The sequence below is a fragment of the Anaerocolumna jejuensis DSM 15929 genome, assembly GCF_900142215.1.
GTDB lineage: Bacteria > Bacillota > Clostridia > Lachnospirales > Lachnospiraceae > Anaerocolumna > Anaerocolumna jejuensis.
Window position 1 is genome coordinate 342,983 of the sequence record NZ_FRAC01000006.1, and the last position, 14,826, is coordinate 357,808.

14 protein-coding genes are annotated in these 14,826 nt (G+C 40.4%); 1 reads left to right on the forward strand and 13 read right to left on the reverse strand.

Annotation, left to right across the window (positions count from 1 at the left end; all coding sequences use genetic code 11):
* Position 1: 1 nt before the first annotated feature.
* From rnc to rimO, 12 genes are all read right to left on the reverse strand, one after another.
* Positions 2-733 carry a ribonuclease III gene (gene rnc / locus BUB77_RS01560; RefSeq protein ID WP_242962327.1) on the reverse strand — a complete coding sequence of 244 codons (732 nt, stop codon included), beginning with the start codon at positions 731-733 and terminating at the stop codon, positions 2-4.
* 214 nt (positions 734-947) lie between these two features.
* Entirely contained in the window at positions 948-1,181 is a 234-nt protein-coding gene (acpP, locus tag BUB77_RS01565; protein WP_073272256.1) for an acyl carrier protein, read from the reverse strand.
* Between the two features lie 18 nt (positions 1,182-1,199).
* Positions 1,200-2,207: a phosphate acyltransferase PlsX gene (gene plsX / locus BUB77_RS01570; RefSeq protein ID WP_073272259.1), complete on the reverse strand. Its 1,008-nt coding sequence runs from the start codon at positions 2,205-2,207 to the stop codon at positions 1,200-1,202.
* A 370-nt stretch (positions 2,208-2,577) separates the two neighbouring features.
* Positions 2,578-3,357, reverse strand: coding sequence for a CheR family methyltransferase (locus BUB77_RS01575; RefSeq protein ID WP_073272262.1), 780 nt, complete (start codon positions 3,355-3,357; stop codon positions 2,578-2,580).
* Between the two features lie 123 nt (positions 3,358-3,480).
* Positions 3,481-4,566 (reverse strand): 30S ribosomal protein S1, encoded by a 1,086-nt coding sequence (rpsA, locus tag BUB77_RS01580; RefSeq protein ID WP_073272265.1) that lies wholly within the window; start codon positions 4,564-4,566, stop codon positions 3,481-3,483.
* Positions 4,554-5,399, reverse strand: a complete 846-nt coding sequence (gene ispH / locus BUB77_RS01585) for a 4-hydroxy-3-methylbut-2-enyl diphosphate reductase (protein WP_073272268.1) — start codon at positions 5,397-5,399, stop codon at positions 4,554-4,556. Before ispH ends, rpsA begins: the two co-directional genes overlap by 13 nt.
* A gap of 62 nt (positions 5,400-5,461) precedes the next feature.
* Positions 5,462-6,145, reverse strand: coding sequence for a (d)CMP kinase (gene cmk, locus BUB77_RS01590; RefSeq protein WP_073272271.1), 684 nt, complete (start codon positions 6,143-6,145; stop codon positions 5,462-5,464).
* Positions 6,146-6,289: 144 nt separating this feature from the next.
* On the reverse strand, positions 6,290-7,534 hold the full coding sequence (locus BUB77_RS01595) for a BaiN/RdsA family NAD(P)/FAD-dependent oxidoreductase (RefSeq protein ID WP_073272274.1): 1,245 nt from the start codon (positions 7,532-7,534) through the stop codon (positions 6,290-6,292).
* Between the two features lie 46 nt (positions 7,535-7,580).
* Entirely contained in the window at positions 7,581-8,144 is a 564-nt protein-coding gene (locus tag BUB77_RS01600; RefSeq protein WP_073272277.1) for a GerMN domain-containing protein, read from the reverse strand.
* Positions 8,145-8,319: 175 nt separating this feature from the next.
* Positions 8,320-9,579 carry a competence/damage-inducible protein A gene (locus BUB77_RS01605; RefSeq protein WP_073272280.1) on the reverse strand — a complete coding sequence of 420 codons (1,260 nt, stop codon included), beginning with the start codon at positions 9,577-9,579 and terminating at the stop codon, positions 8,320-8,322.
* Positions 9,580-9,697: 118 nt separating this feature from the next.
* Complete coding sequence (gene pgsA / locus BUB77_RS01610) at positions 9,698-10,243, reverse strand: CDP-diacylglycerol--glycerol-3-phosphate 3-phosphatidyltransferase (RefSeq protein ID WP_073272955.1); 546 nt, start codon at positions 10,241-10,243, stop codon at positions 9,698-9,700.
* A gap of 45 nt (positions 10,244-10,288) precedes the next feature.
* The gene (rimO, locus tag BUB77_RS01615; RefSeq protein ID WP_073272282.1) at positions 10,289-11,650 is read right to left on the reverse strand and encodes a 30S ribosomal protein S12 methylthiotransferase RimO; all 1,362 of its coding nucleotides are present in this window, start codon (positions 11,648-11,650) and stop codon (positions 10,289-10,291) included.
* Between the two features lie 178 nt (positions 11,651-11,828).
* Here rimO and BUB77_RS01620 point away from each other — a divergent pair, with 178 nt between their 5' ends.
* Entirely contained in the window at positions 11,829-13,442 is a 1,614-nt protein-coding gene (locus BUB77_RS01620) for a hypothetical protein (RefSeq protein WP_073272285.1), read from the forward strand.
* 108 nt (positions 13,443-13,550) lie between these two features.
* On the opposite strand, the gene BUB77_RS01625 is transcribed toward BUB77_RS01620, so the two are convergent.
* A complete protein-coding gene (locus tag BUB77_RS01625; RefSeq protein ID WP_073272288.1) occupies positions 13,551-14,786 on the reverse strand; it encodes a GTP-binding protein in 1,236 nt (411 codons plus the stop codon).
* Positions 14,787-14,826 lie beyond the last annotated feature (40 nt).

A 14,826-nucleotide genomic window follows, 5' to 3' on the forward strand; every position in this document is an offset into this window, starting at 1 on the left:
TTTATTTTGTTTGGGGAATAAGATTTTTTTTGCGGTTTATCTTTAAGATGGAAGAATAGGCAGCCTCCTGCTCAGCAGCTTTCTTCGTTCTTCCAACTCCTGTTCCCAGACGGATATCCTTCACCAGGGCTACAACGGTAAACTGCTTATTATGATCAGGACCTTCTTCTTTGACTAATTCATATGATAGTTGTTCTTTATATTCGCTTTGAACGATTTCCTGCAAGATAGTCTTGCTATCGAAAAAGAGCTTCTTATTTTCGATATCCGATAAAATGAAACGTAAAATAAACTCTTTTGCATTAGTAAAACCACCATCTGTATAAATAGCCCCTATTATTGCCTCAATGGTATCAGAAAGTATAGAAAACCTTTCCCTTCCGCCTGTTGCCGCCTCCCCTTTACCCAGCAGCAGGTAATTCCCGACATTCATGTCTATTGCACAATTGGCAAGCGTCTGCTCACATACAAGTCTTGCCCTTAATTTTGTAAGCTCCCCTTCCGGCATCTTGAGATTATTCAGATAGAGATATTCACTTGTTATAAGCTCTAATACCGCATCTCCCAGGAATTCAAGCCGCTCATTGTTTTCCAGCTTGCTAAGCCTTTTCTCATTGGCATAGGAGCTATGGGTCAGTGCCCGTTTTAATATCATACGGTCTCTAAAATAATATTCTATTGCTTCTTCAAACTTTCGCAGTCTTTCCAAAATCAATTCTTCCGATCGATTCATTTTATTCCTCCATTTCTGTGAATTTTTATGGGTATGATTTCATGGCTTTTCATAAAAAACACCCTTTAAAAAGGCAAAGCCCTTTAGAAAGGGCTGGCCTTTTAGAAAGGGCAAAGCTCTTCCGGAAAGGCCAAGCTCTTATTGAAAGGGCAAAACTCTTCCATAAAGGGCTGGCCCTTCCAGAAGGGCATATATTATTCCAATATGAAACTTTCTATTGGTTCAGTGCGTTTTTAATTTGCTCTACCGCATCACTTACGGTTATGATGTTTTCAGCTTCTTCATTGGCAATCTCAATGTCGAATTCTTCCTCTATACCCATAATAATTTGGAAGATATCCAGGGAGTCGGCTCCTAAATCATCAACGAAGGTAGTCTCCATTGTAATTTCGTCTTCCTCCACATTTAAAACTTCACTTATGATTTTTTGTAATTTTTCAAATTCCATAATATTCACCTTTCTTTTCTATTCTTCTTCCAGATGCATTCTTATCTTATCGTTAATATTTTGCTCTGTAAAAGTAATACACTGAATAATTGAATTCTTGATTTCATTGCTGGAAGAATTCCCATGGGCCTTCACAACCAGTCCATTTAAACCAAGCATGGGCGCACCGCCATATTTCGATGCATCAAATGTCTTCAAGGTTTCTTTTAAAGCCGACTTACATAACAAAGCACCTATTTTACTCTTTGCCGTACTCATCAAACCTGTCTTTATCTTTCCGATTAAAGTACTTCCAAGCCCTTCATACAGCTTAAGGATTACATTACCTACAAATGCCTCGCATACGATAACATCTGCACCGCCCTTAGGTATCTCTCTTGCTTCGATACTGCCGATAAAATTTATGTCATTACAATTCTTAAGCAAAGGGAAGGTTTCCTTAACCAATAAATTACCTTTTTCTTCTTCTACGCCTATGTTAACAATGGCAACTCTGGGATTTTTAATTCCCAGAATATTTTCCATGTAAATAGAACCCATCTTGGCAAACTGCACCAAATGAGAAGGTCTTGCATCCACATTAGCTCCACAGTCAATCAGGAGGGATACACCATTTTCAGTTGGAATTAAGGGTGCTAACGGCGGTCTGTCAATTCCCTTGATTCTCCCAACAATAAGCTGTCCGCCAACTAAAACCGCACCTGTACTGCCGGCAGATACAAACGCATCTGCTTCACCATTTTTTACAAGATTCATTGCGATAACAATGGAGGAATTCTTTTTTCTCCGAATAGCCATCACCGGTGCTTCATCGTTGGTTATCACATCTTCCGCATGGACAATCGATAAACGATCCTTGTCGTAGTCGATACCGTTTAGCTCTGCGTTTATGGCTTTTTCCTGACCTACTAAGATAATCTTAATATCTTTTTTTTCCTTCAAAGCCTCCACGGCACCCTTAACAACCTGAGCCGGAGCATAATCGCCACCCATCGCATCGACTGCAACTTTCACAACTTTATCCATATTAACTCCTTACGAATACGTAGTTGAATTTTTTCAACTAGGCTCTTTTTTTGGCTAGACCGAAACATCTGCTTCGGATACTGCCTAAACCAGAGATGTAAAAAATAAGTAACATTCTCTACACATGGTTTTTACCTGTGTTTGTAATACACATTTTACATACTTTTTTATTGGGTTATTGTAAAAAAATCTTACCCAGCCAGTATCTATACACAATATACTAGATATCATTATAAAAATCAACTATAAAATATCAAAAAAAAGTGATATTCCCAAGTCAGTCAAAGGTATTAACAGGCCACTGAAATTATCAGTATGCATCTGCCATAAACCACTGACATGACTCGAAATATCACATATGTGATAAATGCTATATCTTTTTATAAAAAAACGATTTGTAAGTGGCAAACTGTAGGTTCTGAGGCTGTATAATCTGCTCTGTGCTTCCTACAAAAAGAATAGCTTCTTTCTTTAAGGCCGCATTAAATTTTTTATAGATTATATCCTTTGCCTCTTCCGTAAAGTAAATAAGTACATTCCGACAAACGATTAAATCGCAGTTAGAAGGGTATTCTTCCTTTAACAGATTATGCTGTTTAAATTCGACACAAGCCTTTACACTGTCGGAAATCTGATAGGTAGTGCTGTTAATCTCCGTAAAGTACTTCTTTTGAAATTCCTCCGGCAGTCCTTTCAGGCTCTTTACATTATACAAACCGGCTCTAGCCTTATCCAGTATCTGCTTGTCAATATCAGTAGCCAAGACTTTGATACGGGATAATGGCATGAATTGTGCTAAAAGCATTACCAGAGAATAAGGTTCATCTCCCGTTGAGCATGCCGCACTCCAAATTTTTAAGTTATTACCGAACTTGCCAAATAGATAAGGAATTACTTCCTTCTCCAGCAGCTTCCATTGTTCCGGATTACGGTAAAACTCCGATACATTAATTGTAAGATAATTTACAAATTCCTCGAACATCACAGGATTTTTCTTAATAAAATCCACATAGGAACCGTAGGAATCAATCTTATGCTTTGTAATCAATGCATCTATTCTTCGTTTCATCTGACGTTCTTTATATAGATTCAGGTCTATTTTTGTCAGTTGATAAATCTGGGTCTTAAAGGATTCATAGCTATCCGTCAAACAGATACACTCCTATCTTTCGTATTACCTTTACGCGAAGATCAGCTTATAATTGATTTTCACGCCAGTTTCCATTGCATGCCCCATCTGCTCGCAGATATGGCACTGCCACAAATCAGGGTTTTATTCCTGAGGCTGTTCTTCAGCTTCTTCTACTACATTATCCAATGCCTTGATGCTTAAGCTGATTTTCTTTTCTTCGCTGTTAAAATCCACTACTCTTGCTGTAATTTCCTCGCCGATTTTTAATACATCGGAAGGTTTCTCTACATGCTCTTTTGAAATCTGGGATACATGAAGAAGCGCATCAACACCGGGCTCTAATTCAATGAATGCACCAAAGTCAGTCATTCTTGCTACTTTACCAAGAACTACGTTTCCAACGGCATACTTCTCAGGAGCCTTGATCCAGGGATTTTCATCTTCGAATTTCAGACTGAGAGCAATCTTCTCTCCAGAGATATCTTTGATAAGGACCTTAATGGTTTCTCCTACCTTGAATGCCTTCTTAGGATTTTCAACTCTTCCCCAGGACATCTCGGAAATATGAAGAAGTCCGTCAGCACCGCCTAAATCAATAAAGGCACCAAAGTCCGTTACATTCTTGATTGTTCCTTCTACTGTCATTCCGGGTTTAATTCTTTCAAACAGTTCTTTCTGTAAAGCCTGTTTCTTAGCAACGATTAATTGCTTGCGGTCTCCGATTATTCTTCTCTTCTTGGGATTGAATTCGGAAATAACAAATTCGATTTCCTGGCCTGCATATTTTTCAAGATTCTTCTCATATCCGTCGGATACAAGGCTTGCAGGGATAAAAATTCTTGATTCATCAACGATTACACTAAGTCCGCCTTCCAGCACAGTGGTAACCTTTGCTGTTAATACTTCCTTATTGTTAAATGCTTCTTCCAGTCTCTTGCTTCCTTTTTCGGCTGCCAGTCTCTTATAGGTCAGGAGAACTTGTCCTTCACCGTCATTTACCTTTAATACTTTTGCCTGTAAGGTGTCGCCTTCCTTTACAATGGTTGTTAAGTCAACACCAGGTGTGTTAGTGTATTCACTTCTGGTTATGATTCCATCAGCTTTGTAACCTATATTTAAGACGATTTCGTCTTCTTTTACACGTATTACAGTGCCCTCTACAACCTCTCCGTTTTGTATAGTTTTTAATGATTCCTCCAATAATTGCTCAAAACTCATTTCTGACATGCAGTATGAACCTCCTTGATAATATTGTTTGGGGTTGAAGCCCCTGCTGTAATACCTACGCTACGAAAAGATTTGAGTCTGTTCAAATCCAGGTCTTTCAGTGTCTGTATATAGTAAGTATTTTCACATTCAGCTTTTGATATATCGTACAGTTTCTGTGTATTAGAACTGTGCATATCTCCAATAACAACCATAGCGTCAGAAGCCTTGGCAAGTTTTCTTGCCTCGGTTTGGCGCTCTTTTGTAGCATTACATATTGTATTTATAACAATTATATCATAACCCTTTTCGGATATAATTTCAACTATATCTTGAAAATTATTGTAGTTAATTGTCGTCTGAGCCACAATACATATGTTAGTGGACAGTGGTAAATCAAAGGTTTCGGCATCTTCTTTTGTTTCTAATACTGTATAATTATTCAAACACCAGCCGATTATGCCCTGTACCTCAGGGTGTGCTTTGCTGCCGACAATAACGATATGTCTGTTATCCTCTGTCTGTTCTTTTACAATTTTATGAATTTTCAGAACAAAGGGACAAGTTGCATCAACAAGATTTAGATTACTGTTTTTTATAATGTCATAAATTTTTTCCGGAACGCCGTGGGATCGTATGATTATTGTACCCTCCCTCAGGGCTTTTAATTCTTCTTCCGTATGAATCAGACATACTCCTTTTTCCTCTAGATCCTTTATTACTTCTTCATTATGTATGATGGGTCCGTAGGTATAAACCTTATCACCCTTCTTTATTTCATTATAGACCGCATCTACCGCACGTTTTACTCCAAAGCAAAAGCCTGCGGTATCGGCCAGAACTACCTTTTTCACTAGAAACCTCTTTCTTTCCGGTAAGCTTTACTACCTTTAAAAGCAGGTCTTAAAAGGAAGCTTTATGAAACAGCCTTCCGAAACAGATTAATAATGGAAGCTGCCACTTCCTCAATGGTCATATAAGAACAGTCCAGAGCAACTGCATCCTCTGCTTGCTTTAAAGGAGACGCTTCCCTATTCATGTCTTGATAATCCCTTGCAACAATATCTTTTTCAATTTCTTCTATATTACAGGAAATTCCTTTCTCCGTCAATTCCTTAAATCTTCTTTCTGCCCTTACCCTTGCATCGGCAGTCAGATAGACCTTTAGGTCGGCTAAGGGAAGCACCACTGTGCCGATATCCCTGCCATCCATAATGACATGGTCGGATTCTGCGATTTTTTTCTGTAAGTCCACCATTTTTTCACGGACTGCTTTTACCTTGCCAACGGCTGATGCCATTTTTCCGGCTTCTTCTGTGCGAATATCGTCTGTGACATTTTCTCCGTTTAAATATATCTGCTGCCTGCCATTCTCATATTTCAAATTTATATCTGCTTTTCTGGCCAAGGCACCAAGGGTTTCTTCTTCCTTCATATCAACACCTTCCTTTACGGCCAAAAGCCCGATTGCCCGGTACATGGCACCGGTATCAACATATATAAATTGCAGTTCTTTTGCTACCAGCTTTGCAATAGTACTCTTACCGGCTCCTGCAGGGCCGTCTATCGCTATGCTGTAATACTTTTGTTCTTTTTGCATATTTTAGTTCTTCCTGTTTTTATTTTACTTGCTGTTTTGCTTCTCTGCCGCGTTCCATACCAGAGCCGCCTGCTGGTTTACCATCCGTACTTATACAAATAATCTTCTGTTGATTTTTTAATCAAAAGTTATACCTGTATCCATTCAGACTGAATTTCCTGCAAGGTATGCCGTTGACCAGGCTATCTGAAGATTGAAGCCTCCAGTCAGGGCATCAAGGTCCAAAACTTCCCCGATATAGTATACCCCGGATATGAGCCTCGATTCCATCGTTGAGGGATTGATTTCCTTTACTGTAATTCCGCCTTTTGTAATAACTGCTTCATTATAATCCCTTAACCTGTCTATAGAAAGAGTCATCGCTTTTAGTGTGTCCACCAGCCGCTTTCTCTCTTCCTTTGTAATAAGATTGACCTTTTTTTCAGGGTCAATTTTACTTAATGCTATTATAACTTGAATCATCTTTCGTGGCAAGAGTTGATCTAGGGCATTCTTATATTGTTTATTCTTAAATTCATCAAAATCTCTTAAAATTCTGGCATCCAGCTGCTCTTTTGTCAGAGCCGGTTTTAAATCGATGGAAAGGGTGAGGTCTTTTTGTCCCATATAGGGCACTAAATAGCTGCTGGCACTCAGGATAACCGGACCGCTTATACCGAAGTGAGTAAAGAGAAGTTCTCCAAACTCGGAATAAATAACCTTATTCTGACTTGTTACGGTTATTTCTATATTCTTAAGGGACAATCCCTGGAGCTCCTTGACCAGTTCAATCTCCTTCATATTCATTGGAACCAGGGAAGGACTGAGCTTAGTAACGGTATGTCCCATGGATTTGGCAAAACGGTATCCGTCTCCGGTAGAGCCGGTAGAGGGATAGGATAAACCGCCTGTTGCAACGATAACGTTATCTGCTGACAGCTTTTCCTGTGTCTTCTTAATCAAGACTCCCTTAACGGCAGAGTCTTCTGTTAAGATTTGTTCTACTTCACATTGATATCTGATATCCACCTGAAGCCTCTTTAATTCCTTTAAAAGAACTCCAATTACATCGGAGGATTTGTCAGACTCGGGGAAAACCCTTCCGCCTCTTTCAATCTTGGTTTTTAAACCCAGCTGTTCAAAAAAATCAATCACATCGTAATTACTGTATCCATAAAAAGCTCCATACAGGAATTTCGGATTGCTCATTACATTCTTAAATAAATCCTCCATCTCACAGGCGTTGGTAATATTGCACCTGCCTTTTCCTGTAATATACAGCTTTTTTCCGGCTTTATCATTCTTTTCTAATAGCAGGACCTCATGACCATTTCTGGCAGCGTAGATTGCCGCCAGCATACCGGCAGCTCCGGCGCCGACAACAATTATCCTTTTTCTTTCCTTGCTCATTTTTACCTCTTAAAAAAGAGGCATAAGCCTCTTTTTCTTTTTCTTATTATTTCGACTTATTACCGTCCAGATAAACATCATTCAGGCCAAAGGTGAGATTGTCTGACTTATATTCTTTCCCCTTCACACGGAAAATAACCTTAGGATATTCGGGAAGGTTGTCTACCAGGCTCTGGGCAATAGCATCCAGAATGGTTGTCTCAACGGTTAAATTCACCTGGACAACAGGAGGGGTATCCGAATCAAAGCTCACGATAACCGTGTCTTTCTCTGTTGTCACCTTGTCGATTCTAACATCAATTAAACGTTCTGCCAAAGAAGCCGTCACCATATCAACGATTAGTTCCGGAGTAATTTCCGTATCTTCGTTTACTACTGCCGATACGGATTCCACATCCTGGGTATTTTCATTCATCGTATAAATGGAAATCTCCTTCGTTGCAATGGGTGCTACCGTTGATTTGACAGATTCTTTGTTTTGTTCCTCGGAAGGCGTTACTATAGTAACAGAGGGATCCTTCTTTACCTCTTCCCTATTCGTACATGCCGTTGTCAATACCATCAAAAATAAAACCAGGATTACAGTAAGCTTCCTTGTTGTATTTTTCATTCTAATCACTCCTGCTGATTTACCAAACATAGGCATAACATTTATACTCACTCCACCTATTATAATAGGTAGCAAGTATGTCATTTTTATGTTAAAACCTTGTTTTTTATCCAGCAGAAATTTCGGATACCACCAATATTTACTGGTAAAACCTGGCGTTACACGGTATTCGCATTTATACTTCTTCTTTATAGGTATTTAATATCATTGTCCGTAAAAAATCAATTGCGTTGATTACCGTATATTCCCTTACCTTTTGTCTGTTGCCTTTAAAATGACATTCTCTGACCTCTGTCCTTCCATTTAAAAAGCATCCGATATATACAAGTCCCACGGGTTTTTTATCCGTGCCTCCCTCAGGCCCTGCAATCCCTGTTACAGAGAGGGCAGCCTGGCTTCCGGAGGCTTTCGCCGCTCCTTTTGCCATTTCTTCGGCTGTTTCCTTGCTTACGGCTCCAAAATTATTTAAGGTTTCTTGGGATACCTTCAGATATTTCATCTTTGCATTATTGGAATAGGTAATAAAGCCTTCTTCAAAAACCGAAGAAGCACCGGAAACGTTCACAATCCTGCCTGCCAAGAGACCGCCGGAGCAGGATTCTGCCGTTGAAAGGGTCAGCTTGTATTTCGTTAGCAGCTCTACCAGGGCTTCTTCTATTGTTGTCTTTTCTTCCGTAGTATAGATATGGATTCCAAAGCGCTTCTTTAATTCAGCAACAACAGGTGCCGTAAGGCTCTTTCCCTCTTCTTCGGTAGCAGAAAGAGCTGTTACACGAAGATGGACCTCTCCGTTTTTTGCATAGGGTGCAATGGTCGGATTGGTCTGGGAATCTATCAGGTCCTTTATCATGGTTTCAGCCTTGCTTTCACCGATTCCGCATATTTTAACCATCCGGGAATACAGGACATTTCCTGACAAGCCCTTCAGATAAGGAATGACTGCTTCTTCAAACATGGGAATCATCTCTCCCGGAGGTCCGGGCAGCAAAATGACAGACTTTCCCTCTTCGGTTTTGGAAATAATACCGGGAGCCGTTCCATTACTGTTATCCAGCACAAGGCAATCTTCGATAACAAATGTCTGTTTCCAGTTATTTTCCGTTATGTCCTTTTTGTCCCTGTCATTAAAATATTCTTCCAGCCGGCTCTTTGTATTTTCATCTTCCACCAGCCTGCGGTTAAGCACCCTGGCCGTAACCTCTTTTGTCAGATCATCCTCTGTGGGACCAAGACCGCCGGTTAGAATAACCACATCACTGCGGGACAGGGCGGTTCTTAAAACTTCCGAAAGTCTTTCTTCATTATCTCCTACCGAAATCTGATAATAACTTGACATTCCAAGTCCGGCACATTTTTCCGCTAAATAACTTGCATTGGTATTTACAATATTACCAAGTAATATTTCCGTTCCTACGCTGATTAATTCAACTGTCATATTACCTCCCGTGCATTTCGCAAGTTTACTTGCGAAACTGCCTGAATTAAAAGTGAAAATTGCTTTTTAATTTTCACATTGCCTCCCGTGCATTTCGCAAGTTTACTTGCGAAACTGCTTAAGCCTTTTTGTTGTCAGACAGTACATTCCAATTCTTATACATATAGTCAATCAGGGATATCACAGTCAGTACCAGGGACAGATAGATAAATACCTGTTCCAGGACATGATATACCGGGTTATCCAGGTGAAAAATCAATAATACTGCCATAATCATCTGTGCGGTGGTTTTAAATTTAGCTATATAGCTTGCCGCAATAACTACTCCATTATCGGATGCTACCAGACGGAAGCCGCTGATAATAAATTCCCTGGATATGATTACAATAATAATCCAGGCAGGTACCAGCCCCAATTCCACAAAACAGACAAGTGCGGCTGAAACCAAAAGCTTGTCGGCAAGGGGGTCGGCAAATTTTCCGAAATTTGTGACCAGATTGTTCTTTCTGGCAAGATACCCATCCAGTGCATCAGAAAGGGAAGCAATAATAAAGATAACACCTGCGATGTATTTGCCTCCCGCTATCCCAGGTACCAGAAAGAACACCAAAAATACCGGTATCATACAGGCCCTGGCAATAGTTATTTTGTTAGGAAGATTCATCTTATACATCCTTTCTCCCATAAAGGGAACTTACTTATTATAGATTTACTCATTTATAAGTTCAGCTACCAGATCATATCCCCTTGCTTCTGTCACAACGGCATCTATAAACTCTCCGGACATTAACATGGCCCTTGTAGGGATAAATATATATCCATCCACATTAGGGGCATCCATATATGTCCTTCCGATATAGACATTTCCGCTTTCCATACCGTAATCATCCAGGGATTCTTCTGGAAGTTTTCCTTCGATTAAAACCTTCATTCTCTCGCCGATTTTCTCTTCTGATTTTCCAAAGGCAACCCTTTGCTGTAATTCCATGATTTCCTTTTGACGCTTTATTTTTACAGGTTTTTTTATCTGAAAAGGCATCTTGGCTGCCGGTGTATCTTCTTCTTTGGAATAAGTAAAAACACCCAGGCGCTCAAAGCCCATCTCCTCTACAAATTCCTTTAGTTCTTCATGGTTTTCCTCTGTTTCACCGGGAAAGCCGGTAATTAAGGTGGTACGGAGTGCAATATCGGGCATTTCCCTCCTTAGCTTTTCAACCATCTGTACCAGCTCGGCCTTTGTTGTTCTACGCCCCATTTTCTTTAAAATCTCATCACTGGCATGCTGAATGGGGATATCCAGATAGTGGCATATCTTCTTTTCAGACTTCATTACTTCAATCAGTTCCTCTGTAATTTCTTCCGGGTAACAGTAAAGAATTCGTATCCATTCGATTCCTTCTATTTTACAAAGCTCCCTTAAAAGCTTATGCAGGGATTTTTCTTTATAGATATCTTTTCCATAAAGAGTCGTTTCCTGCGCAACCAGAATTAATTCCTTTACTCCATTATCCGCCAGTTCCTTAGCTTCCTCCAGCAATTCTTCCATGGGCCTGCTCTGATAATTGCCCCTTACCTTTGGTATAATACAGTAGGTACAATGCTTGTCACAGCCTTCTGCTATCTTCAGATAGGAAAAATATCCGCCGGTGGTATTAATCCGTTTATGTTTTTCAGTATGAGCAGTATTGGCATCCTCTTCAATCTTAACGGATTTGCTCCCCTTTAAGACCTCTTCAATTACAGAGGCGATTTCATCGTATCGTTTTGTACCGACAACCCCGTCCACTTCCGGAATTTCTGCCAAAATGTCTTCCCTGTAACGCTCGGCAAGACATCCGGTTACAATTAAACCTTTTAATCTGCCGCTTTTCTTATATTGCCCCATTTCCAGAATGGTATTAATACTTTCTTCCTTGGCATCGTTGATAAAGCAGCAGGTGTTTACAATAATAATATCCGCCTGGCTTTCATCATCCGTTATGGTAAAGCCGTATTCCTTTATAATTCCAAGCATTATCTCACTGTCCACCAGGTTCTTATCACAGCCCAGCGAAACAAAAAATATATTCATTCAGACCTCCAAATATTTCTATACTAAGATTGTTACCTTTGACATTTTAACAGTTTTCTTCTAAAAAAGAAACAAATTTATTTTTATTTAATCTTTTGCAAATTCTAATCTGATTATAATTGACTTTTATCCTTTTTTTGTTAAGATAAAAGAAATCATATGAAAGGTAACAGACACAATGAAAAAAACTCGTAATATCATTATAAGCCTTTTTGTTTTCTTGTTGGCTTTATTTATTTACTATTATATCACATTGCCAGCCATCAATGTTCATTCCCACAGCTTCTGGCTGTTTATTATTACAGCCCTGATTGTGCTGACACTTATTATCGGCTTTGCTCTTAACAGGAAGGGCCATGTCATAACCAGCCCCAAGGATTTTATGAAGGGTCCTCTTATGAAGGCTTCTGTCATATTAACAGCCTTTGTAATCCTCTTTTACATTGCCGGAGCCCTTTTATCCTCTCCCATAATTAATTCCGGGAAATATCAGAAGCTCCTGCCTGTAAAGGAAGGGGATTTTAAAAAGGACATTAAAGAAATCTCCTATTCAGAAATTCCTGTTCTGGACAAAGCCTCCGCTACTTTACTGGGTTCCAGAAAAATGGGGAGTATCACGGAATATGTATCCCAGTTCGAGGTGTCCGATAATTACACCCAGATTAATTATAAAGGGGTACCCACCAGAGTCACGCCTCTTCAATACGGCAATGCCATCAAATGGATTACCAATCACGGCAAAGGGATTCCCGCTTATATGCGAATTGATATGACAACGGAAAATGTTGAGCTGGTTAAATTATCAAAGGGGATTAAATACTCCCAATCCGATCATTTCGGCAGAAATTTAAACCGTTACCTGCGCTTCCACTATCCGACCTATGTCTTTTCTTCCTATAACTTTGAAATCGACGAGGCAGGAATCCCTTACTGGGTATGCCCCGTAAAGGACTATACCATCGGACTGTTCGGCGGTGAATCCATCGGAAGAGTCGTCCTTGTAAATGCAGTTACCGGAGACCTCAGCAATTATAAGGTTTCTGAGGTTCCTGAGTGGGTGGACCGGGTCTACTCTGCCGAACTGCTGATACAGCAATTTAACTACTATGGCACCTTAAAGCACGGCTACTTCAATTCCATCTTCAGCCAGAAGGATTCCCTGCAAACTACCAAGGGATACAACTATCTTGCTCTGGAGGATGATGTGTGGGTGTATACGGGCATTACCTCCGTAGGCCAGGATGAATCCAATGTAGGCTTTGTGCTGATGAATCAAAGAACTGCTGAAACAAGATATTATTCGATTTCAGGTGCTGAAGAATACTCGGCCATGGCTTCCGCCGAGGGGCAGGTCCAGCATTTAGGGTATACCGCAACCTTCCCGCTGCTTCTTAACATCGGCGGTGAACCCACCTATTTTATCGCATTAAAGGATGCTGCCGGACTTGTAAAAAGCTACGCCATGGTAAATATCTCAAGATACCAGATTGTAGCAACAGCTGAGACGATTAAGGAATGTGAACGTCAATACCTGCAAAAGCTTCAGGATGATAACATCATTCAGGAAGATACCGATACCCTGCAATCGGCATCCGGCAATATAGCAAAGCTGGCAGACGTGGTTATCGACGGCAATACACACTACTATATACTGCTTCAGGGAAATGAGCAGATCTTTGATATAAACGTGGCAAAATTCCCCGAAATCATCCGATACAATGCCGGTGATTTCCTGAAATTCACCTATACTCCCGGTACTGCCTACAATACTGTGGAAGAAATTCAAAAATAGTCTTTGATAAAAGGGCTGCTGCAAAATAATCAAATGTCATTGGTATGACAGAATTGAGAATATTTGCAGCAGCCCTATTTTTATAAGCATACCCTTTCAACAGGAAATTTAGTTATCCAGGCAGGCATCTAATTCTCTGGTGATTTTATCTTTATCCATGTTCTTTCCGATAAAGACCAGCTTGACCATCCTGTCCCCATATTTCTTGTCCCAGTTTTCCTTTATGGAAGGATAATTTTTCATTGCTTCCTCCTGCTGTTCCTTTGAAGCAGCTGCCGCCCAAAGCCCCGCCGGTGTAAGATTCATCTGCCTTCCTGCCTGCTCAAAGATCTGAGCCATATCCCATTCATCTGAAAACCATACCATGCCTTTACTGCGTATAACATTGGCAGGCCATTTGTTATTCAGCCAGTTCTCAAACTTTTCATATTGAAAAGGCCTTCTCGTATAATATAGAAAAGTACCTATTCCATACTCATCCTTATCACCGTCATGATGGTGATGATGGTGACGGTGCTCATGGCCGTGAGCATGCTCATCGTTATCGTCATGATTATGGCTGTCTGTATGGGAATGCTTCTTATGTTCCTCCTCATGATGCTCGCTGGCGGCATCCTCTTCCAGGAACACCTTCTTCCAGCCGGATGAATTCTCTACGCTGCCTAAATCAAATTTCTCCGTATTAAGGATATCCGATACGGCTGCTTTGGCATAATCGGTTTCGATTATCTCAGCCTCCGGCTGGAGTTTTCTTACCACCGCCAGGACTTCTGCCTTCTCTTCCTTGGTTATATCAGATACCTTGTTCAGAATAATCGTATTGCAGAATTCTATCTGCTGGATAATAAGGCTTTCAATATCATCCTCTCCGATATCCTCTGCAATAAGGCTTTTTCCGCTGACAAATTCATCCACCAGACGCCTGGCATCTACTACAGAAACCACATTGTCCAGCCTGCATATATTGGGCAGGCGGTCATCCTCCACCGTTCCGTCCAGCATGGCAATGGTCTGTACAATGGATAAGGGCTCACAGATTCCGCTGGCTTCTATCAGGATATAATCAAAACGTCCCTGCTTAACAAGGTTTACAATCTGTTTCATCAAATCCGTTTTCAGGCTGCAGCAGATGCAGCCGTTTGACAGGGCCACAAGATTGTCATCTTCCAGTGTTACTTCTCCGCCCCTTTGAATAAGCTCTGCATCGATATTTACTTCACCAATATCATTTACAATGACTGCCACCTTGTACCCTTCCTGATTTTCCAGTACATGGTTCAACAAAGTGGTCTTACCAGAGCCCAAATAGCCCGTTATCAGTGTGATTGGTATTCTTTTGTCCATCTCTTACCTCATTTCTGCGCCGCTTTTGCGCATATTAAAT

Excerpts from the sequence above, each read along its gene's own strand:
- rnc (WP_242962327.1), bottom strand. The coding sequence starts at position 733 with ATGAATCGATCGGAAGAATTGATTTTGGAAAGACTGCGAAAGTTTGAA.
- acpP (WP_073272256.1), bottom strand. The coding sequence starts at position 1,181 with ATGGAATTTGAAAAATTACAAAAAATCATAAGTGAAGTTTTAAATGTG.
- plsX (WP_073272259.1), bottom strand. The coding sequence starts at position 2,207 with ATGGATAAAGTTGTGAAAGTTGCAGTCGATGCGATGGGTGGCGATTAT.
- rpsA (WP_073272265.1), bottom strand. The coding sequence starts at position 4,566 with ATGTCAGAAATGAGTTTTGAGCAATTATTGGAGGAATCATTAAAAACT.
- cmk (WP_073272271.1), bottom strand. The coding sequence starts at position 6,145 with ATGCAAAAAGAACAAAAGTATTACAGCATAGCGATAGACGGCCCTGCA.
- BUB77_RS01595 (WP_073272274.1), bottom strand. The coding sequence starts at position 7,534 with ATGAGCAAGGAAAGAAAAAGGATAATTGTTGTCGGCGCCGGAGCTGCC.
- BUB77_RS01600 (WP_073272277.1), bottom strand. The coding sequence starts at position 8,144 with ATGAAAAATACAACAAGGAAGCTTACTGTAATCCTGGTTTTATTTTTG.
- BUB77_RS01605 (WP_073272280.1), bottom strand. The coding sequence starts at position 9,579 with ATGACAGTTGAATTAATCAGCGTAGGAACGGAAATATTACTTGGTAAT.
- pgsA (WP_073272955.1), bottom strand. The coding sequence starts at position 10,243 with ATGAATCTTCCTAACAAAATAACTATTGCCAGGGCCTGTATGATACCG.
- rimO (WP_073272282.1), bottom strand. The coding sequence starts at position 11,650 with ATGAATATATTTTTTGTTTCGCTGGGCTGTGATAAGAACCTGGTGGAC.
- BUB77_RS01620 (WP_073272285.1), top strand. The coding sequence starts at position 11,829 with ATGAAAAAAACTCGTAATATCATTATAAGCCTTTTTGTTTTCTTGTTG.
- BUB77_RS01625 (WP_073272288.1), bottom strand. The coding sequence starts at position 14,786 with ATGGACAAAAGAATACCAATCACACTGATAACGGGCTATTTGGGCTCT.